Raw genomic sequence first — 19,298 nt, 5'->3', positions numbered from 1 at the left:
CTTTTCTTAAGTTGTTGAAATTTTCTAAAAAAATGAGTATAATTAAGAAGTTAGTATTGTTAAATAACAAATAAAAGTAAAGAGGTGTTTATAATGGTAACTAAAGAAGTTATAGTTAAAAATTCAACAGGCTTACATGCTAGACCAGCAACTTTACTAGTAAAAAAAGCTTCAGCTTTCAAATCAGACATAAGCTTAGAGTACAATGGAAAAAAAGCTAATGTTAAGAGCTTAATCGGAGTTTTATCATTAGGAGTTTCTAAAGACGCTAATGTTAAGGTTATCGCTAGTGGTGATGATGAAGCTTTAGCAGCTGAAGAAATAGCTAAGTTAATCGAAAATTTAGAAGAGTAATCTTCGTAAAAGGGTTCCTAATGGAATCCTTTTATTTTTATAAATTTATTCTAATAATTTTTTGTTATTTTTCAAAAACTATAAATGAAATACGTACATTTGAGTTTTAGATTTAGGATATTTATTAATAATAAAGGTAAAAACACGAATGATAGATAAAAAATAGATAAATTTATTTATAATAAACTTATCCTATGATATAATAAACTTAAATTAGCATTTCTATTTTAGGAGGGTACAAAGTGAAAAATTTATATAGCACACCATTGAATTCAAGATATGCGTCAAAAGAAATGTCATATATTTTCTCAGATGATATGAAATTTTCAACATGGAGAAAATTATGGGTTGCTCTTGCAGAGGGTGAAAAAGAATTAGGATTAAATATAACTGATGAGCAAATAGAAGAGCTTAAAAGTCATATTTCAGATATAAATTATGAAGAAGCAATAAAGAAAGAAAAAGAAGTTAGACATGATGTTATGAGTCACGTTTATGCATATGGACTTCAATGTCCTTCAGCAAAAGGTATCATACATTTAGGAGCAACAAGCTGCTATGTTGGAGATAACACAGATGTAATAATAATGAGAGATGCATTATTATTAATAAAGAAAAAAATAGTTGCAGTTTTAAATAATTTAAAAAGATTTGCTTTAGAATATAAGGATATGCCTACTCTAGGATTTACTCATTTCCAACCAGCACAGCTTACTACTGTAGGCAAGAGAGCTACATTATGGATGCAAGATTTAGTAATGGATATGGAGAACATAGATTTCTTATTATCAACTTTAAAATTAAGAGGGGTAAAAGGAACTACTGGTACTCAAGCAAGCTTTATGAATCTTTTTGAAGGTGATGAAGAAAAGGTTAAAGCTTTAGATAAAATTGTTGCAGAAAAAATGGGATTTAAAAAGAGTTTTGGAGTTACAGGTCAAACTTATCCAAGAAAATTAGATTCTATAATTTTAAATACATTATCAGAGATTGCACAAAGTGCCTATAAATTCTCAAATGACTTAAGATTACTTCAAAGTATGAAAGAAATAGAAGAACCATTTGAAAAGAATCAAATAGGATCATCAGCTATGGCATATAAGAGAAATCCTATGAGAAGTGAAAGAATGGGTGCATTAGCTAGATATGTTATAGTAGATGCATTAAATCCAGCTATCACAGCTTCAACTCAATGGTTTGAAAGAACATTAGATGATTCAGCTAATAAGAGAATTGCAGTAGCAGAAGCTTTCTTAGCTTTAGATGGAGTTTTAAATCTTTATATAAATATTGCTGAGAATATGGTAGTTTATGATAAAGTTATTGAAGCTCATGTAAATCAAGAATTACCTTTCATGGCAACTGAAAATATAATGATGGAATCAGTTAAAAAAGGCGGAGATAGACAAGAACTTCATGAAAGAATAAGAGTTCATTCTATGGATGCTGCTCAAAGAGTTAAAGGAGAAGGGCTTAATAATGATTTAATAGAAAGAATAATAAATGATCCTTCATTTAATCTTTCTAAAGAAGAAATTATAGCTATAATAGATCCAGTTAAATTTGTTGGTAGAGCTCCAAGCCAAGTTGTAGAGTTTATTGATGAGTATGTAAACCCTATAATAGAAGCTAATAAGGATGCAGCTAGCTTAAGTAGTGATATAACAGTTTAATATAATTTAGAGCTATTAAAGATTTATCTTTAATAGCTCTTTTTTATGGAAACAATTAAAAATTTCATAAAAATATTTATGAATTTTTACTTTGAGTTTTCATATAACTCTTGGCTTAAAAAAATTATAAAGATAAAAACAATATTTAACATTTATAATAAAGAATAAATTTTTATGTTATATTAAATTGATTTGTTAAAAATTTTTTAAAGAACACATGTTTGAGACTCTTAAATTTGGTCAATACTTTAGATAAATTATAATCAAGGAGATGAAAAGCATGAATAAAGTGGATCTTATTGGAAGAGTTGCTACTAAAATTGAAGTTAAGGAATCTAAAAATAAGAAAAAATATGTTAGATTCAGAATAGCTGTTAATAGTTTTAATGGAAGAGAAGAAACAACGACCTTTTTAAGCGTAATTACTTGGAGTAAATCTACAGTGGATTTCTTAGAGAAATTTGTGAACATAGGAGACTTAGTCTCTGTAAGTGGAGAAATAGTAGAAAGTAGATACGAAAGTGAAAGTGGAGAAGTTAGATATTATACAAATATACAAACTTCTAATATAAATCTTCTTAATAAAGCAAAAGAAAAAGAGATTTCATAGTAAAGAAAAAAAGATATATTGTGAAAATATATCTTTTTATTTTGCTTCTAAAAGTTTTGTAAAATAATTTCTTGGAATTAATCCTTTTTTTATACCATTTATAACAGTAAGATAAGTTGCTGCTGTATCAAATCTAGCATCGTGATAGTTTCCACTACCTTGGAAATACTTATTAGCAGTTTCACTTATTTCAGAATCAGTTATATTTAAGTGTTTGATTACTTCTTCAAGTTTTGGATTTTTATAATCTCCAGTAGGTCTTAATATTTTACAAATATCTTTATAATATTTCATAGTACAAAATACGTTGTTAGGTTCAAAGAACTCTCCAAGACCTAGTAATTCATGTTTTAAGAATTTAATATCAAACTGAACGTTATGACCTATTATAAAATCTGCTTCTAAGAAGTCATTTATGAAATCAGCATAAAGATCTTCAAAGTACATCCCTTCACTTAATTCATATAATTTCTCTAAGGAAAAACCATGGATTCTTTCAGCTTCTGGTTCCATTTCATCAACTGTAAAAAATATATTTTTACCTATTGTTTTTTGAGGTTTAGTTGAAGTGTCTACAAGGATATAACTAAGCTGACATATGCTTCCAGGTTTGACTCCTGTAGTTTCTGTATCAAAAAAAAGTAATTTCATTATTTAAGGCCTCCCATATTCTAATGTCCATATAATAGTATAAACTAAAATTTTTATTAATAAAATCTAATTTAAAATTTATATATTATAGATTATAGAAATTTTGATTACAAAATATCAATATTTAAGAATTATATTGAGTATTCTTAAATATTAATATATAAACAAATGAAAATCAAGTTTGATTATTATAGCTGTATTATTCTAAAGGAGTGATTGTTTTGAAGAAAACTTATATATTAGATACCAATGTATTGCTATATTCACCAGGAGCTATATATTCATTTGCAGATAACAACGTTATTATTCCAGAGGTGGTTCTAGAGGAATTAGACAATATTAAAAAAATGAATAATGATTTAGGGGCAAATGCTAGAAATGTTGCAAGAGAATTAGATAAACTTAGATTAAATGGGTCATTAAGTGAAGGAGTTGATTTGCCTAAAGGTGGAAAGCTTAAGGTGGTTACTAACTTTTATAATACTGAAATACCAGAAGCATGGAATATAAGCAAGCCTGATAACAGAATAATACAAATTTGTAAGGCCTTAAAGGAAAAGGGAGAAGATGTTTGTTTAATAACTAAGGATATATTTGAGAGAATAAAGGCTGATACTGTTGGAATAAAATCAGAGGATTTTTATGAGGTTGTAGTTCCGGAATTTGAAGAACAATATAGTGGAAGAATGGAAGTTTACACAAGTTCTGAATGCTTAAGTAAATTCTTTAAAAATAAATTTATGGAGAAAAAAGATTTAACCTCCTATGATGAGGAAAATAAATGTTATGTGGAACCAAAATTAGAGATTAATCAATTTTTAATAATACACTGTAATGACAATGATAAACAAACTGCCTTAGGGAGATTTGATGGGAAAGTTATAAGACCTTTACTTTACAAAGATAGCAATAATATTATGGGAATAAGTCCTAGAAATGTTGGGCAAAAATTTATGCTAGAATGTTTGAGCATTGATGCTAAAAATGCTCCTTTAGTAATTATAAAAGGGCCAGCAGGAACAGCAAAAACTTTATTTTCATTAGCTGTGGGATTACAAAAAATATTAGAAGAGGAAAGTGGACAATATAGAAGAATTTTAGTTTGCAGACCAAATGTAACAATGGATGAAGAAATAGGTTATTTACCAGGAACTGAGCAAGAAAAAATAGCTCCATTTATGAGACCTATATATGATAATTTAGAGATTTTAATAGATTCAGATGAGAAAGAAAGATATTCAAATGAAAGAGAGTTAAATGATAAAATAGAGGAGCTTTTTGAAAGAAAGATAATAACAACAGAGGCTGTGGCTTATTTAAGAGGAAGAAGTATAATAAAGAATTGGATTATAATAGATGAAGCTCAAAACTTAACACCAAAGCAGGTTAAAGCAATTATAACAAGAGCTGGAGAAGGATCAAAAATAATACTAGTTGGGGATCCAGAGCAAATAGATCAAGCTTTCTTAGACTCAAGAAGCAATGGACTTTGTTATGCTTCAGAAAAGATGAAAGGAAGTCATCTTTGCTATCAAGTTACATTAAAATATGACGAATGTGAGAGAAGTGAATTGGCTTATGAAGCTGCAAAAAGATTATAATATTTAAAGTTTTAAGAGGTTTCTTACTCCTAAATAGGGAGGAAAGAAACCTCTATTTTTAAATATTTAGAGAAATATATAATCTTATTTGTAGAAAAATATGCTGATATAAAAATTAAAATTAATAAATTATTAAGTTTACTGCATAATAAATTCAAGAAATTTATGGTATAATTTAAAATACAAAATAAGGAGGTCTTGATTATGCAATTTTTATTAGATGCGTTTCTTAGTATTCCAGCAATATTAATAGCTTTTTCGGTTAAAGAATATACTCGTGCCAAAATGGCAGATAAATTAGGAGATAAATCACCAAGGTTTAAAGGAGAATTAACCTTAGATCCATTAAAGCATGTTGATATAGCTGGTGCTATAATGATGGCTTTATTTGGATTTGGTTGGAGTAAATCTGTAGAGATAAATAAATATGCATTTAAAAATCCAAAGAAGGATGCTCTTAAAGTTAATATAGCTGCATGGCTTTCAAACTTAGTTGTGGCTATAATTGGAGTAATGCTTACAGGCTTATACTTAAGATTTTTTGGTTTAAGAGGAGATTTTTCTCAAATTATATTTTTAATATTACAATATATAATAATATTAAATGTAAACTTCTTTGTATTTAATATATTACCACTTCCAGGACTTGATTGTTTTAGAATTTTAGAGGATCTTAAGCCTAAATTATTCTATAAGTTATCTGGAATAGTATATCAATATTATTATCCTATACTTATAGCTATAATATTACTTGGAAGATATGTATTAGCTATACCATCTCAATTGGTCATGGCTTTTGTATATTCTATAGGTTTATTGATTTAATCATAATTTGAAATTTATAATACTTTAGTTAGATTAGGTTTATAATTTGAAAATAACTCTTGATTTATAAGTTATTTTCAAATTTAATATCTAATCTAATTTTTTTTTATGGAAAGATAATTGAAATAAAATGTAAAAATATGGTAATATATAAAGGGGTGAGAATATGATAAGAATGTCTAAAAAAATGAAAATAATTTTAGCCTCTCTACTTATTGTTTGTTCTGTTTTAGTAATAAATAATGTTATAAGCAATAATGTTGTAACAATAAAGGGAGCTAGTATTGAGGAAAAAGAAGTAATTAAGAAGAATGATAAAAAGGGATTTTTTGATATGTTTAGCTTGGGAAGAAAGGTTAATATAAGTGCTGTAGGAGACATAATATTACATGATGAACAAATATGGTCTGCATATAATGAAGAAAATAAGGCCTATGATTTCATGAATAATTTTAAGTATGTAAAGAACTTCATAGAAAAAAGTGATATAGCCTATGGAACAATTGAGGGAACTTATGCTGGAGAAGAAATAGGATATTCTGGATATCCTAATTATAATGGGCCAGATTCCATGATAGATGCCTTAAAAGATACGGGATTTGATATTATAAATATAGCAACGGATCATTCATTAGATAAGGGAGTAGAGGGAGCTAGTAAAACTGGAGAAAAAATAGATAAAGAGATGACTTCTATTGGAAATAAGAAGTATATTATTAAAAAAGTAAAGGGAATAGAAATAGGATTTACCTCTTATACTTATGAGAGCAAAGAGGGAGAGCTAAATGGTCATAAAATTCCTGAAGATATGAATTTAAATACATTTTCTTATAATAAATTAGATAAGAAACTAGAGGAGATGAAGGCCTTAGTAGAAGAGATGAAGAATGAGGGAGCAGAGTTTATAGTCTTTGGAATGCACTGGGGTGTAGAGTATAAAACTGAGCCTAGTAAATATCAAGTGAAAATTGCTGAAGCCTTAAATGAATATGGAGTTGACTTAATATTAGGAAGTAATCCTCATGTTATACAGCCTATAGAGGAAATAGAGGGTGAAGATGGAAATAAGACTTTAGTAGCTTATTCTTTAGGTAATTTTATATCTAATCAAAGATTAGAGACTATGGGAGATAGAAGAACAGCTGATGGTATCATATTGAATTTAACTTTAGATAAGAGTAGAAAAGGGGTTAAAATAGAGAAATGGGATTACACTCCAACTTGGGTATATAAAATTCCAAGAGAAAATAAAAAATCAGATTATTATATATTACCAGTTGAAGAGACTTTAAATAGTGAAGAAGGAAAAAAACTAGATAAGGAAACCTTAAATCAGTTAAATAAGTCTTTACAATCAACTAAATCTATAGTAGAGAAATAAAGTTTATTGGAAAGTAGAGTGCTTTAAGCTTAAATAAATTTAGGGATGTAAGTTTAAAAAAGTTTATGGGAGAATAGTTTCCCATAAACTTTTTTATTTAGGCTTTTTCAATAACTAGATTTTTATTATAAACTTCTTCAAAGGCTTTAGAACTTCTTCTAGCTTGACGAAGCTCTAATTCTAAATCATATTCAGAATGAAGTTTTAAATTAACAGTATCTTCATTAATTATTACATCAACATTTTCTACATGGCCAGTTAATCCTCTGTCTAAGCCTTCAGCAAGCTTAAGAATAACTCCTAAATACTCTACATGTTTTACATCTAATCTATTTATTATAGTTGAATATTTAGCAATTGGAGCTTGGAAAGAGTTATTTCTATGGTAAGCAGCACATAAGGCACTTAATAATATTTCTTTATGAGTTAATCCACTTATATGAGAGTTTAAAATAATATAAAATGAGTGTACGTGGTGATCATAATATCTTATGCTTATACCACAATCATGAAGTAAGGAGGCTGTTTTTAATATATTCTTAAATTCATCTCCTAAATGATGAAGTGGTTTTAACCCTTCAAATAGTGAAAAAGCAAGTTTACATACATTTTGAGCATGAGGAATATTTATGTTTAAAGTATCCATAATTCCCTTTAAACTTACATCTAAAATATCATCATAAGTATGGAATCTATCTATTATATATTCATATATAAGTCCTTCTCTAAGACCACGACCACATATTATTACTTCATTAGTATTTGTGAAGCTTAAAACTTCTTTTATTAAGTCTGTAGAAGCAACTATGACATCAGCTCTAGATGGAGAAAGTCCTTCAATTTTTTGTCTCTGACGAAGATTTTTACTTTTTAGTAGATGAAACATTTCATCAATATCATAGTCATAAAGAACATAATTATGAACTATATCAATAGGATATCTTTTTCTACGTCTATCAATTTTTCCTAGGTTTCTGAAAGAACCTCCAACACCTATAACAGATTTAAATGAATTATCTTTAAGCCAATCTATTTTTTCAAGGTGTTCTTTAATATAATTAACACAGTTTGTATTATTTTCATATCCAATCATGTCGTTTAATTGGAATAAGGATGTTAAAGTTACATATCCAAAGGGTAGAGTAACTTCTTTATAAATTTCGTTGTTTTTTAACCAACATAAATGAGTGTTATTTCCGTTTATATCTAAAAGAAGAGAATTATCTATATAAAGAGAATTTTTAGCTCCTAAAAAGTTATAATGAATTTCTTCTTCATTAGATAATATTCTAAGGTCTAATCCAAGTTCTTTTTTTATTATTTCTTTAAGATTAATTTTTTCATCTACATTTTTAATGCTTTCTGAACCTATAAGTATAATTTTTGATGCACCACAAGAGATGCACATAGATTTAAAAGCTTTTATAGATGAGATTGTAAGCTTAATTTTCTCTTCGTCTAAAACAGAGCAAGCGAAGAAATCAGAGCCAAGTCTTATATGCTCTTTTAATTCATCAATTATTTTAAAATATCCAGACTTCTCAACTTCAGCAAGTGTTAATCTTACAGAGTTAGAGCCTATGTCTATTACTCCTATTCTATCCATTTCTTTTCCCCTCTACTTGTTTAAAATATAATTTGATTATAATACTGATACTATAGAATTTCAAAGAAGTTTTCAATGGATATTTCAAAATAAAATATTATTCATAATAAATGAAAGATGATATTGACAGGGTTTAAGGTAAAATACTATAATAAATTAAGAAAATATAATATAAAAAGTCTGTGAAGAGAAGAGTAGTCTTTATGATTTCTTAAGCGAGTAAGGGATGGTGTAAGCCTTATAGAATAGTTTAGATGAAGAGAGCCTCTGAGATTGCATTTTAATAACTAGTAAATTTATTAAAGTGTCGCTTATGCGTTAAATTATAAAGTGGGTTTTTAACCAATTAGAGTGGTACCGCGGATATATCCGTCTCTTTGTTACAAAGAGGCGGTTTTTTATATTGTAAATAAATTTATATTTTGGCAATAATGTCATTATAATATATGTTTTAAAATCAGATAAAATAAGGAGGACAATTATGGATTACAAAAAGTTAGTTGCAGAAAGAATTAAAGAACATGTTGATCTAGAATTAGAAAACATAGAAAAACTTATAGAAATACCACCTAAGCCAGAAATGGGAGACTTTGCATTCCCTTGCTTCCAATTAGCAAAGGTTATGAGAAAAGCTCCTAATATGATAGCAGCTGAATTAGCTGAAAAGATAAATAAAGAGGGATTTGAAAGAGTAGAGTGTTTAGGACCTTACTTAAACTTCTTTGTTGATAAAGTAGCTTTTTCAAAAAATATAATAAGCAAAGTTTTAGAAGAAGGAGATAAATATGGTTCTTCTAAAATAGGAGAGGGAAAAAATGTTGTAGTTGAATATTCATCACCTAACATAGCTAAGCCTTTCCACGTTGGACATTTATTCACAACAGCTATAGGACATTCATTATATAGAATGTTAAACTTTGAAGGATATAATCCAATAAGAATAAATCACTTAGGAGACTGGGGAACTCAGTTTGGTAAGTTAATCTCAGCTTATAAAAGATGGGGAAATGAAGAAGCTTTAGAAGAGGCTCCAATAAATGAGCTTTTAAGAATATATGTTAAATTCCATGATGAAGCTGAAAATAATCCAGAACTTGAAGATGAAGGAAGAATGTACTTTAAGAAGCTTGAAGATGGGGATCAAGAAGCTGTAGCTCTATGGGAAAGATTTAAAGACTTATCTTTAAAAGAATTTAATAAGATATACGGTATGCTAGGAGTAGATTTCGATTCTTGGGCTGGAGAAAGCTTCTACAATGATAAGATGGATACAGTAGTAGAAGAATTAGAAAAGGCTAATATATTAACTGAGAGTAATGGTGCTAAGGTTGTAATGTTAGATGAGTACAATATGCCACCTTGTATAGTTGTTAAATCAGATGGAGCATCAATATATGCTACAAGAGACTTAGCAGCAGCTAGTTATAGACATAAAACATATAACTTCGATAAATGTATATATGTAGTTGGTAAGGACCAAATATTACACTTTAACCAAGTATTCAAAACATTAGAATTAGCAGGTAATGAATGGGCTAAAAACTGCGTACACATTCCATTTGGATTAGTTAAGTTTGCAGATAGAAAGCTTTCAACAAGAAAAGGTAATGTAGTTTTACTTGAAGACTTATTAAACGAAGCTATAGATAAAACTAGAGAAACTATAGAAGAAAAGAACCCTTCATTAGAAAATAAAGAAGAGGTAGCTAAGAAAATAGGTATAGGAGCTATATTATTTACTTACTTAAAGAACTCAAGAGAAAGAGATATAGTTTTCGATTGGAAAGAGATGTTAAGCTTTGATGGAGAAACTGGTCCATATGTTCAATACTCATATGCAAGAGCTAAGAGTATATTAAGAAAAGCTGAAGAACAAAACATAACAGCTGAGCCAGATTTCACAAAGTTAACTTCAAAAGAAGAGTTTGAATTAGCTAAAACTCTAGAAGGATTACAAAAGGCTGTAATTTTAGGAATAGATAAGTTAGAACCTTCAGTTGTAACTAGATATTCAATAGAAGTAGCTAAGGCTTTCAATAAATTCTACAATAATCATACAGTTTTAAATGTAGAAGATGAAGGATTAAAGGCTGCAAGACTTGAACTTATAAAAGCTACTGCTCAAGTTATTAAAAATGCTTTATTCTTAATAGGAATAGATGTAGTTGAAAAAATGTAATTTATAATAAAAAATAACCAATTCCATTTGGAATTGGTTATTTTTTTACTTCTTATTATCTTTTCTACTAGGACAACTTCCTTTTGAAGCACATCCACTGCAACCACTACATTGTCCTTTAGATGATTTTTTGAAGTTTTTGTATAATATAAACACAACAGCTATTACGATTAAAGCTGTAATAAGAATTTCCATTTAAAACACCTTCTTTAAAAGATTAATAAACCGATATGATAAATTATGAAGGCACTTATCCAAGCAACTAGGAATTGGAATATTACTGATAAAATTGTGAACTTACCACCATATTCTTTTTTCATAACCCCTACAACACTTATACATGGTGTATAAAGTAATACAAATACCATGAATGAGTAAGATGAAAGTGCTGTAAAGAATTGAGGTAACATATGAGTTAAATCACCTTTATAAATAACTTCCATTGTTGATATTATAGTTTCTTTAGCCATTAAACCAGTTAACAATGAAACTGAAGCTTGCCAATCTCCAAATCCTAATGGAGCGAATATTGGAGCTATAAATGAACCTATGTTATATAAGAAACTATGAGTTATATCTTCAACCATTCCAGTAAAGTTAAAGCTTTGAAGGAACCAAATAACAACACTCATTGCAAAGATAATAGTTCCCGCTTTCTTTAAGAAGCTCTTTGATTTATCCCAAAGTTGAGCTAATACAGATCTAACTTCTGGTACTTTATATTCAGGAAGCTCTATAATGAATGGTTCTTCATCTTTCTTGAATAAAGTATTTTTAAATACTAAGCCTAATATGAAAGCTACTAATATACCTAATATGTATAGAGATGCAACAACCATAGATGCATTATCTGGGAAGAATAATCCAGCAAATATTACATATACAGGTAGTCTAGCATTACATGACATAAATGGTGCTAAAAGAGCAGTAAGTTTTCTATCCTTTTCACTTTCTAAAGTTCTAGCTGACATAATAGCAGGAACTGTACATCCGAATCCTGTTATCATAGGAAGAAAAGCCTTTCCTGAAAGTCCTATTTTTCTCATGAACTTATCCATTAAGAAAGCAACCCTAGCCATATATCCACTATCTTCTAATATTGCTATACATAAGAATAGAGCTAATATTATTGGTAATAAGACTATAATTCCACCTACACCGGCTACGATACCATCAACAAGTAATGATTGGAACCATGGAGCAGTACCTGATAATAGATTACTTAAGTATGGCATGAAAGTATCACCTAAGAATCCGTCTAAAGCATCTGAAATAGGTTGTCCAACCCATGAGAATGTAAATTGGAATACAAAATACATAAGTGCTATAAATAATGGGTATGCAAGCCATGGGTTTAAAAATATTTTATCTAACTTGTCTGTTAAAGTAGTTGAAGAATTACCTGATCTATTAAAGCAGTCTGATAATTTATCTTCAATAAATTTATAAGTATGAGCCTCATCCTTAAATGAATAACTATTTTTGTCTAAATATTTTTCGAAATTACCTTTATTTAAGAATTCTTTAACCTCATCTAAACCTTCTTTTTTAGATGCTGTTATAGGAATTACTTTAAGATTAAAAGCCTTTTCTAATTTTTTAGGATCAATTTTGATTCCTTTTTTTTCAGCGATGTCATTCATGTTAAGAAGCAATACTATTGGCTTCTTGAATTCTTTAAGTTGCATAGTTAAATATAGGTTTCTATCTAGGTTAGAAGCATCTACTATATTTAATATTAAATCAACATCTCCAGATTCTAAGAATTTTTTAGATACCTTTTCTTCGTTAGAGAATGTATCTAAAGCATATATACCAGGTAAATCCACTATTTTGTTAGAGTTGAAAAATCCTTCCTTTTTATCAACTGTAACACCTGGCCAGTTTCCTACATGTTGGTTAGAGCCTGTTAAGGCATTAAAAAGAGTAGTTTTACCAACATTAGGATTACCGAGTAAGGCTATTGTTGTCATTAGTTTTCCCCCTAATTAAATTATTCTATTTTATTTATTATTTTAAAATTATATTTTTAGCATCTTTCTTTCTGATTGCTAAATCAAATCCTCTTAAATTTACTATTAATGGATCGCCAAGTGGAGCCACTCTTTTAAGTTTAACTTCTGTTCCTTCTATGCATCCTAAAGCAAGAAGTCTTTTAGCTAAACCATCGTGTCCGCATATTTTATCTACAATACCAGCTTGGCCTATTTTTAAATCATATATACTCATCTTAAGCACCTCACTAATGAAAATCATTATCAAATTCATTTAAATTATATCAAGTTACCTGGAATTTGTCAATTGATAAATTCTATTAATTAAAAATTTAATTAATATTTATTAATACTTAACGAAATAATGATATAATGATATAATATTTTTGTTATAAGTTTATATAAGAAAAGAGTGATAAAGTGATCATAAAAGAGCATGAAATAGATATAAATGATTTAGATCTTAGTAATGCCCTATCTTTTAATGAAAATTATGATATATATAAACAGGCTGTATATTTTGATTTAGAACACTATGTATATAAGAAACCAAAGTGCATAGGTGTTTTTGGTGCTGGATATTTTGATGAAGAAAAATCAAAATTCATTACTACCCAGTACATGATAGAACATAAGGGAGAAGTAAGAGATATTCTTTACTTAGCAAAGAAATATTTTATAATGGTTGCAGCAGAGAAAAAGAAGAAATACATAGTAACTTTTTCTGGTAATAATGACTTTACAGTTATAAATTATTTGTTTGATAAATATGGGATAAACTTTGATTTTAATAATTACTTTAGATCTGTGGATATACAGAAAATTTATGAGCATACTTTTAAGCAAGGGATAGGTCTTAAAGCTTTGGAAAAGAAATTTGGAATTGAAAGAGAAGGTGATGTTCTTTCAGGATCAAATTTAGCAAAAACATTCCATAAGGTTTTAAAGGATAAAGATTATTTTCAAAGAATGCCAAAAGAAAAAGTTGAAAAGATACTTGTCTATAATGAGCAAGATGTTGTAAATTTATTTTACATATTATTGAGCTGGAAAAAGATATTAGTTAATTTAGAAGACAGTGAAAGTAAAGAAAGTGAAAATTAATAGTTTATTATAGTGAATAAAACTATAAAAACTAAAGGCACCAATTATTGGTGCCTTTAGTTTTTATGCTTTTTTATAGATTTTCCATCAGAAGTTAAAATAATAGTTCCATCTTCATCTGTCCTAAAAATCTTAGTTTTATAGGAAGATAATTTTTTTAGGGTTTCTTTTGCTGGATGTCCATATGAATTATCCAATCCTGAAGAAATTACAGCTATTTTAGGAGAAACTTCTTTTAGAAAGGAATCTGTTGAAGATGTTGTACTTCCATGATGTCCTACCTTTAATACATCTGATTTTAAATTTTTATTTGATTTAACAGCTTCCATTTCCGCTTCAGTCTCTGCATCTCCAGTAAACAAAAAAGAGGTTTCACCATAATATATCTTAAGAAGGGGTGAGTAGTTATTTAGGTTTTCATACTTCTTATCAGAGGGAGAATATACCTCTATTTTGGTATTTTCACCCAAATCTATAGGAAGAGATTTTGATGTGGATATGGTGTTTATACTAATATTCTTTTCTTTTAATGCAGTTACCATATCTTTAAATATATCAGTATTTTCTGTGACTTTTGGTGCACAAAAATATCCTATATCAAATTTTCTAATAATAGATTCCATACCTCCAATATGATCAGCATGGGGATGAGTAGCTATTATAAAATCAAGTTTCTTTATTCCAAGTCTTTTTAAATATTTTACTAGATTCTTAGAAGATTCTGGAGTGCCAGCATCTATTAAAAGATTTTTACCATTACTTTGGATTAAAGCGGAATCTCCTTGTCCTACATCTATATAATGAATAATAAAATTATTACTTGGAATTGAGTATGAAGTAGAGTAAAAAAATATTGATGCTAATAGTATAAATATTAAAAATAAACTAACTTTTTTAGAGGTAATTTTCAATTAAAAAACTCCTTTGAAAATAATTAATCATATAATAGATTATTAACAGATAGTTAAAGGGATAAACTTTAATTTGTAAATTTTATAATTACAATTAAAATAAATAATGAAATTTTTTGGAAAGATACAACTTTAGTGATATAATTGAATTGGAGATAATGCATCTTTAACCTTATAAAAACTAAAAAAGGGGGCTTAATAATGAAAAAAGAATTTTGCTTAAAACATGGAAAAGTAACCATGAACTTTACAGCGAAGTATTGTGATAGCTTTGAATCCATAATAAATAGCGAAGGATTTAGAAAAGTTTTAGAAACTTATTTAAAAAAGACTAAAAATAAGAAAAGTCATAATTTTAGATTCTTAAGCGAAGCTACAGGTACTGAGGACATAAAGGTTATATCTAGGTACTTAATAAGCACATTAAAACTATTATCTATGATGGGGGCTGATGAGGTATTAGTTGTTAATGATGCTTTTGAAGGATTGATCGAGGATAAGAAATCTTTTGCTAATATTATAGATGATGTCTATTCATTTTGGAGAAAGTTAGAAAGATACACTGTTATTCAAAATAATAAAGTAAAAGATGGTATTGCAGCAGTGGGGTTTGTAGATGCTAATAAAAGTTTTAATGATTTAATTTTAAGATTTTACAGAAGACTTCAAAAGAATCTATTAGGAAGTATGCCAAATATACTTAGACAGGTTTCTGCTGGTGGAAATGCAAGTATTATGGTAAGTAATTTAATATGGCCAAGTCCAAGAGAATATTCCATACTAGATCATATTCCATTTATAGATGCAATATCCTTAGAAGCACCATTTATAACTTATCCAAGTAAGAATACTAGGGATGGTATATTCTTAGAAACAAGTGAAAATCCCTTAACTGGGTCTCATATAAATAGTGAAGAATGGTTTTGTTATCCTGCTAAGGTAGGGGAATTATTGGCTTATGTATATTTTCATAGAGATTTTATGTCTCATGGAATAAGTTTATGTAACTTGTTTGATTTAGCAACTGCAGAGGAGTGTAGAGGGGTAAAACCAGACATTATTTATGTTTTCGGAGCTAAGGACGATGATGATGAATTAAAAACTTGTTTCTATGATGATGAAAAAAATAATATAATGCTAGGATATGCTAATTATAGTGAAGAAATAGATTATTTTGGTTATATGAAAAAAATGATATTAACCTTGCATAATATAATAATGATAAAAAGAGGATATATGCCTATTCATGGGGCTATGGTTAATGTTGTTCTTAAAAATGGAAAAGAAGCTAATATTATAATAATGGGAGATAGTGGAGCAGGAAAATCTGAAAGCTTAGAAGCATTTAGAGCATTGAGTGAAAAATATATAAGCGATATGACCATAATTTTTGATGATATGGGTGTGTTTAAAAATGTAGATGGTATAATTAAGGGGTATGGAACTGAAATAGGAGCCTTTGTAAGACTTGATGACTTAGATCAAGGATATGCTTTTAAGGAAATTGATAGAAGTATATTTATGAATCCTGATAAGATAAATGCTAGACTTCTTATGCCAGTATGTAAATATGATGATATAATAAAAGGATATGATGTGGATCTTTTCCTTTATGCTAATAATTATGATGGAGTAGGTGCGGGAGAAAAATCTATTGAATATTTCAATAATCCAGAGGAAGCTAAGAAGATTTTTAAAGCTGGTGCTAGAATGGCAAAGGGAACAACTACTGAAAATGGCTTAGTAGAATCATATTTTGCTAATCCTTTTGGACCAGTGCAAAAGAAAGAAGAGATGGATTTAATAATAGATAAATATTTTGAAGATATGTTTAATAGTGAAGTTAAAGTTGGACAAATAAAAACTTGTTTAGGTGTTTTAGGCCTTGAAAAGGAAGGACCTAAAAAAGCAGCTATAGAACTTTTTGATATAATTGAAAAAATGTAAAAGCTAAATCCCTATTAGAAGTTTCTAATAGGGATTTAGCTTTGTTTTTAGTCTTTTATACGATTGAAATAACCATAGAATGATAAGCAGTATAATCCTGCTAACCCTACTAATACATATATTGTTCTGCTCCAAATAGAAGCTATTCCAAAGATTGAGTCTACTAAATTAAAATTCATGATACCAATTAGACCCCAATTTAGAGCACCTATTATTACTAAAGTAAGAGCAATAATATTTAATGTTTTCATTATTAACACATCCTTTTCTAAGATATGTTAATATTATTAGTAGAAGTTTGAATTTTATTCATATTCAAAAATACAATAAAAAAAGAAATAGCTTAGCTATTTCTTTTTTAAAGAGTTATATTTCTATCTATTGGTTGAGATAGAGATATAAATGTATCAGTTCCGCTTATTCCTTCAATATGATTAATTTTGTTCATTAAAATATCTTGAAGATCTGATATGCTTTTGCAAATAACCTTAGCGAAAATAGCATAACCACCAGTTATTAAATGAATTTCAACTACTTCTTTAATTTTTGAAAGTTCATCAAAAACATGAGTATATGATGAAGTTGAGTTAACATGAATACCAACGAAACATGTAACATCATAGCCTAATTTAGGTAAATTTAAAAGTATTCTAGTACCTTTTATAATTCCTAAGTCCTCCATCTTTTTCATTCTAACATGGATTGTACCACCTGAAACATGGCATATTCTTGCTATCTCTAAGTAAGGAGTTCTGCAATCTTTAATTAGGATATCTAAAATTTGTAAATCTAATTCATCTAAATGAGTTGATGTATTTATTAAAGACATAGTATCACCTCTTTAAAATTTGAATAAAATGATAATTCTATTTTATCAAATTTTTTATATAAATACTATATATACTTTTGAAAATAACAAATATATTTTTATTAATTTAACACATTAATAAAAATGACATTATAAATGTTAATTTTATAAGAACAACTTTAAAAATTAAAAACTTGAAAATGTTTTTCTTTTAGACTAATATATTATATAAGGAGTATTATGCAAGGAGGCAAAACTATGGGAATATTTGTATTAATTTTACAAATAATACTTTTAGCAGTAGTGATTTTCGGGGGATTTTCATTATTAAGTAGATTTGTATTTAACAGAGTTAAAATTAATAAATGGATAATTTTAGCTGCAGCAATAATAATCTTCCTTATTCCTACGTTCATCCCTATGAATCAATGGATTGTGTTAGCAATTTCTGCAGTAGCAACTATATTATTCTTATGGTTCTTAGATATTCTTAGAAATGGATATCCAAAACTTAAAAAAGAGAAAAAAGTTGTTATTAAACCAAAGGCAAAACCAAATAGAGTTAAACATAATAAGGATTCAAAAAAATAAACTCCATTATTAATGGAGTTTGTTTTTTTATTCATAATTAACAAAGATTGGAGAGGACATGGCCTCTTTGTTGTTATTTAAATAAACTTTAGCCACAAACCAAGTTTCATTTAAAGAAACTTCTTTTTCAAAAATATATTTAATATTATGCAAATCTAGATCTTTAATTTCTTTAATTATTTTTCCTTTATTAGTTAAAAATTGAATTTTAGATATTTTATTTAAGTCATCTTCTACTTGTAAATATAGGCTGATTTTTGAGGAGGAATCTAAAGTAATTGTTCCACCCATAAAGGTTGAATTTAAAGAAAATAACATTTTTAAAGTTTTAGATTCAGTTGAAAATATATGTCTATTTTTAAATGCATTAAGCAAAGAATTTTTATTTAATTTATGTGAAATTACACAGGTTAAATTTTCACTATCCCCTTGATTTAGTTTATGATTATCTTGGGAATTTATAGCGCCTATTTTAAAACCTTTATCTAAGAGTGAGAAAAATTGAGCATCATACCTTGTATAAGTGTTAGGTGGGATTCCATTTCCAACTTCTATAGAACATAATAGTTTATCTAAAATAGGAGTGAATTCAATTTTTTTAGCTATAGAATTTTTAGGATGATTAATACTAAGTAAGGCTGTATGATCATTAATGAGCCAAAGTAATAGATATTTAATATCAGGAATTATTCCAGTGAAAAATGTATTAGGACATATTATATTTAAGTGACCCAAGGTGGTAGATTTAGCTTCAAAACCGCATAAGGCTAAAAAATCAGAATGTTTTTTATTAAATTTATTTATGCACTTATTTAAATATTCCCATTTTGAAATTTCTTTGTTTTTTTCTTTGATAGTTTCACTTAAATATTTATTATGATCAGTAATTATTAGAAAATCTAATCCATTAGAGCGAGCATGTTCTAAGGACTCATAAGGATTACTTTTCCCTGTGGATAAAGATGTATGAGAATGGGGAATTCCATAATAAAATCTAAGTTTATCAAAGGGTATAGCTTTTTTATCCATTAATACCTCTTTATAAATAGTAGTATAATATATA

Annotated in this window: 19 protein-coding genes and 1 other annotated feature; of the genes, 10 read left to right on the top strand and 9 right to left on the bottom strand. The window is 27.9% G+C overall.

The genetic code is table 11. From position 1 onward, the window contains the following. Nucleotides 1-93: 93 nt before the first annotated feature. The 3 genes from ACYUCG_RS06710 (at nt 94) to ACYUCG_RS06700 (ending at nt 2,637) form a co-directional block, all read left to right on the top strand. Complete coding sequence (locus tag ACYUCG_RS06710) at nt 94-354, top strand: HPr family phosphocarrier protein (RefSeq protein WP_003459789.1); 261 nt, start codon at nt 94-96, stop codon at nt 352-354. 242 nt (nt 355-596) lie between these two features. Further along, entirely contained in the window at nt 597-2,027 is a 1,431-nt protein-coding gene (gene purB, locus ACYUCG_RS06705; RefSeq protein ID WP_003459773.1) for an adenylosuccinate lyase, read from the top strand. 280 nt (nt 2,028-2,307) lie between these two features. Continuing rightward, entirely contained in the window at nt 2,308-2,637 is a 330-nt protein-coding gene (locus ACYUCG_RS06700) for a single-stranded DNA-binding protein (RefSeq protein ID WP_003459777.1), read from the top strand. A gap of 36 nt (nt 2,638-2,673) precedes the next feature. Here the strand turns inward: ACYUCG_RS06700 and ACYUCG_RS06695 are convergent, their stop codons facing one another. Then, nucleotides 2,674-3,288: a 3'-5' exonuclease gene (locus ACYUCG_RS06695; RefSeq protein ID WP_003459802.1), complete on the bottom strand. Its 615-nt coding sequence runs from the start codon at nt 3,286-3,288 to the stop codon at nt 2,674-2,676. A gap of 221 nt (nt 3,289-3,509) precedes the next feature. Between ACYUCG_RS06695 and ACYUCG_RS06690 the strand changes: the two genes are divergently transcribed. From ACYUCG_RS06690 to ACYUCG_RS06680, 3 genes are all read left to right on the top strand, one after another. Beyond that, the gene (locus ACYUCG_RS06690) at nt 3,510-4,889 is read left to right on the top strand and encodes a PhoH family protein (protein WP_060796723.1); all 1,380 of its coding nucleotides are present in this window, start codon (nt 3,510-3,512) and stop codon (nt 4,887-4,889) included. 204 nt (nt 4,890-5,093) lie between these two features. Further along, nucleotides 5,094-5,714: a site-2 protease family protein gene (locus ACYUCG_RS06685; protein ID WP_460268345.1), complete on the top strand. Its 621-nt coding sequence runs from the start codon at nt 5,094-5,096 to the stop codon at nt 5,712-5,714. 166 nt (nt 5,715-5,880) lie between these two features. Further along, entirely contained in the window at nt 5,881-7,095 is a 1,215-nt protein-coding gene (locus ACYUCG_RS06680) for a CapA family protein (RefSeq protein WP_221388865.1), read from the top strand. Nucleotides 7,096-7,192: 97 nt separating this feature from the next. Here the strand turns inward: ACYUCG_RS06680 and ACYUCG_RS06675 are convergent, their stop codons facing one another. After that, nucleotides 7,193-8,701: a Ppx/GppA phosphatase family protein gene (locus tag ACYUCG_RS06675; protein WP_003449448.1), complete on the bottom strand. Its 1,509-nt coding sequence runs from the start codon at nt 8,699-8,701 to the stop codon at nt 7,193-7,195. Nucleotides 8,702-8,874: 173 nt separating this feature from the next. Further along, nucleotides 8,875-9,081, top strand: a binding site (T-box leader). Between the two features lie 101 nt (nt 9,082-9,182). On the opposite strand from ACYUCG_RS06675, the gene argS reads away from it, so the two are divergent. Beyond that, on the top strand, nt 9,183-10,880 hold the full coding sequence (argS, locus tag ACYUCG_RS06670) for an arginine--tRNA ligase (RefSeq protein ID WP_110028829.1): 1,698 nt from the start codon (nt 9,183-9,185) through the stop codon (nt 10,878-10,880). A gap of 45 nt (nt 10,881-10,925) precedes the next feature. Here the strand turns inward: argS and ACYUCG_RS06665 are convergent, their stop codons facing one another. Genes ACYUCG_RS06665 through ACYUCG_RS06655 form a run of 3 tightly spaced genes read right to left on the bottom strand, consistent with a single transcriptional unit; the run spans nt 10,926 to nt 13,109 of the window. Beyond that, nucleotides 10,926-11,075 carry a FeoB-associated Cys-rich membrane protein gene (locus ACYUCG_RS06665; protein WP_003459783.1) on the bottom strand — a complete coding sequence of 50 codons (150 nt, stop codon included), beginning with the start codon at nt 11,073-11,075 and terminating at the stop codon, nt 10,926-10,928. A 14-nt stretch (nt 11,076-11,089) separates the two neighbouring features. After that, nucleotides 11,090-12,853, bottom strand: a complete 1,764-nt coding sequence (gene feoB / locus ACYUCG_RS06660; RefSeq protein ID WP_060796718.1) for a ferrous iron transport protein B — start codon at nt 12,851-12,853, stop codon at nt 11,090-11,092. Nucleotides 12,854-12,890: 37 nt separating this feature from the next. Then, on the bottom strand, nt 12,891-13,109 hold the full coding sequence (locus ACYUCG_RS06655; protein ID WP_003449499.1) for a FeoA family protein: 219 nt from the start codon (nt 13,107-13,109) through the stop codon (nt 12,891-12,893). 185 nt (nt 13,110-13,294) lie between these two features. On the opposite strand from ACYUCG_RS06655, the gene ACYUCG_RS06650 reads away from it, so the two are divergent. After that, nucleotides 13,295-13,978 (top strand): ribonuclease H-like domain-containing protein, encoded by a 684-nt coding sequence (locus ACYUCG_RS06650; RefSeq protein ID WP_003449676.1) that lies wholly within the window; start codon nt 13,295-13,297, stop codon nt 13,976-13,978. Nucleotides 13,979-14,034: 56 nt separating this feature from the next. Here ACYUCG_RS06650 and ACYUCG_RS06645 read toward each other — a convergent pair whose 3' ends face one another. Further along, nucleotides 14,035-14,889: a ComEC/Rec2 family competence protein gene (locus tag ACYUCG_RS06645; RefSeq protein ID WP_460268344.1), complete on the bottom strand. Its 855-nt coding sequence runs from the start codon at nt 14,887-14,889 to the stop codon at nt 14,035-14,037. Between the two features lie 201 nt (nt 14,890-15,090). Between ACYUCG_RS06645 and ACYUCG_RS06640 the strand changes: the two genes are divergently transcribed. Further along, the gene (locus ACYUCG_RS06640) at nt 15,091-16,836 is read left to right on the top strand and encodes a phosphoenolpyruvate carboxykinase (RefSeq protein WP_460268343.1); all 1,746 of its coding nucleotides are present in this window, start codon (nt 15,091-15,093) and stop codon (nt 16,834-16,836) included. Between the two features lie 47 nt (nt 16,837-16,883). Here ACYUCG_RS06640 and ACYUCG_RS06635 read toward each other — a convergent pair whose 3' ends face one another. Together ACYUCG_RS06635 and ACYUCG_RS06630 are read right to left on the bottom strand one after the other, a co-directional pair. Beyond that, entirely contained in the window at nt 16,884-17,087 is a 204-nt protein-coding gene (locus ACYUCG_RS06635; RefSeq protein ID WP_003471570.1) for a DUF378 domain-containing protein, read from the bottom strand. Between the two features lie 107 nt (nt 17,088-17,194). Further along, nucleotides 17,195-17,665, bottom strand: coding sequence for an Lrp/AsnC ligand binding domain-containing protein (locus ACYUCG_RS06630; RefSeq protein WP_003449697.1), 471 nt, complete (start codon nt 17,663-17,665; stop codon nt 17,195-17,197). A 237-nt stretch (nt 17,666-17,902) separates the two neighbouring features. On the opposite strand from ACYUCG_RS06630, the gene ACYUCG_RS06625 reads away from it, so the two are divergent. Further along, a complete protein-coding gene (locus tag ACYUCG_RS06625) occupies nt 17,903-18,235 on the top strand; it encodes a hypothetical protein (RefSeq protein WP_181159617.1) in 333 nt (110 codons plus the stop codon). Between the two features lie 27 nt (nt 18,236-18,262). On the opposite strand, the gene ACYUCG_RS06620 is transcribed toward ACYUCG_RS06625, so the two are convergent. Further along, complete coding sequence (locus ACYUCG_RS06620) at nt 18,263-19,264, bottom strand: CehA/McbA family metallohydrolase (protein WP_415318872.1); 1,002 nt, start codon at nt 19,262-19,264, stop codon at nt 18,263-18,265. Nucleotides 19,265-19,298: the final 34 nt, after the last annotated feature.

The organism is Clostridium sp. CTA-17, from assembly GCF_054767895.1.
This window is presented reverse-complemented; position numbering and strand designations above follow the sequence as displayed.

Bases quoted from the DNA above. Each gene is read 5' to 3' on its own strand.
- ACYUCG_RS06710 (WP_003459789.1), top strand. From the start codon at position 94: ATGGTAACTAAAGAAGTTATAGTTAAAAATTCAACAGGCTTACATGCT.
- ACYUCG_RS06700 (WP_003459777.1), top strand. From the start codon at position 2,308: ATGAATAAAGTGGATCTTATTGGAAGAGTTGCTACTAAAATTGAAGTT.
- ACYUCG_RS06695 (WP_003459802.1), bottom strand. From the start codon at position 3,288: ATGAAATTACTTTTTTTTGATACAGAAACTACAGGAGTCAAACCTGGA.
- ACYUCG_RS06685 (WP_460268345.1), top strand. From the start codon at position 5,094: ATGCAATTTTTATTAGATGCGTTTCTTAGTATTCCAGCAATATTAATA.
- ACYUCG_RS06680 (WP_221388865.1), top strand. From the start codon at position 5,881: ATGATAAGAATGTCTAAAAAAATGAAAATAATTTTAGCCTCTCTACTT.
- ACYUCG_RS06675 (WP_003449448.1), bottom strand. From the start codon at position 8,701: ATGGATAGAATAGGAGTAATAGACATAGGCTCTAACTCTGTAAGATTA.
- argS (WP_110028829.1), top strand. From the start codon at position 9,183: ATGGATTACAAAAAGTTAGTTGCAGAAAGAATTAAAGAACATGTTGAT.
- ACYUCG_RS06665 (WP_003459783.1), bottom strand. From the start codon at position 11,075: ATGGAAATTCTTATTACAGCTTTAATCGTAATAGCTGTTGTGTTTATA.
- feoB (WP_060796718.1), bottom strand. From the start codon at position 12,853: ATGACAACAATAGCCTTACTCGGTAATCCTAATGTTGGTAAAACTACT.
- ACYUCG_RS06655 (WP_003449499.1), bottom strand. From the start codon at position 13,109: ATGAGTATATATGATTTAAAAATAGGCCAAGCTGGTATTGTAGATAAA.
- ACYUCG_RS06640 (WP_460268343.1), top strand. From the start codon at position 15,091: ATGAAAAAAGAATTTTGCTTAAAACATGGAAAAGTAACCATGAACTTT.
- ACYUCG_RS06635 (WP_003471570.1), bottom strand. From the start codon at position 17,087: ATGAAAACATTAAATATTATTGCTCTTACTTTAGTAATAATAGGTGCT.
- ACYUCG_RS06630 (WP_003449697.1), bottom strand. From the start codon at position 17,665: ATGTCTTTAATAAATACATCAACTCATTTAGATGAATTAGATTTACAA.
- ACYUCG_RS06625 (WP_181159617.1), top strand. From the start codon at position 17,903: ATGGGAATATTTGTATTAATTTTACAAATAATACTTTTAGCAGTAGTG.
- ACYUCG_RS06620 (WP_415318872.1), bottom strand. From the start codon at position 19,264: ATGGATAAAAAAGCTATACCCTTTGATAAACTTAGATTTTATTATGGA.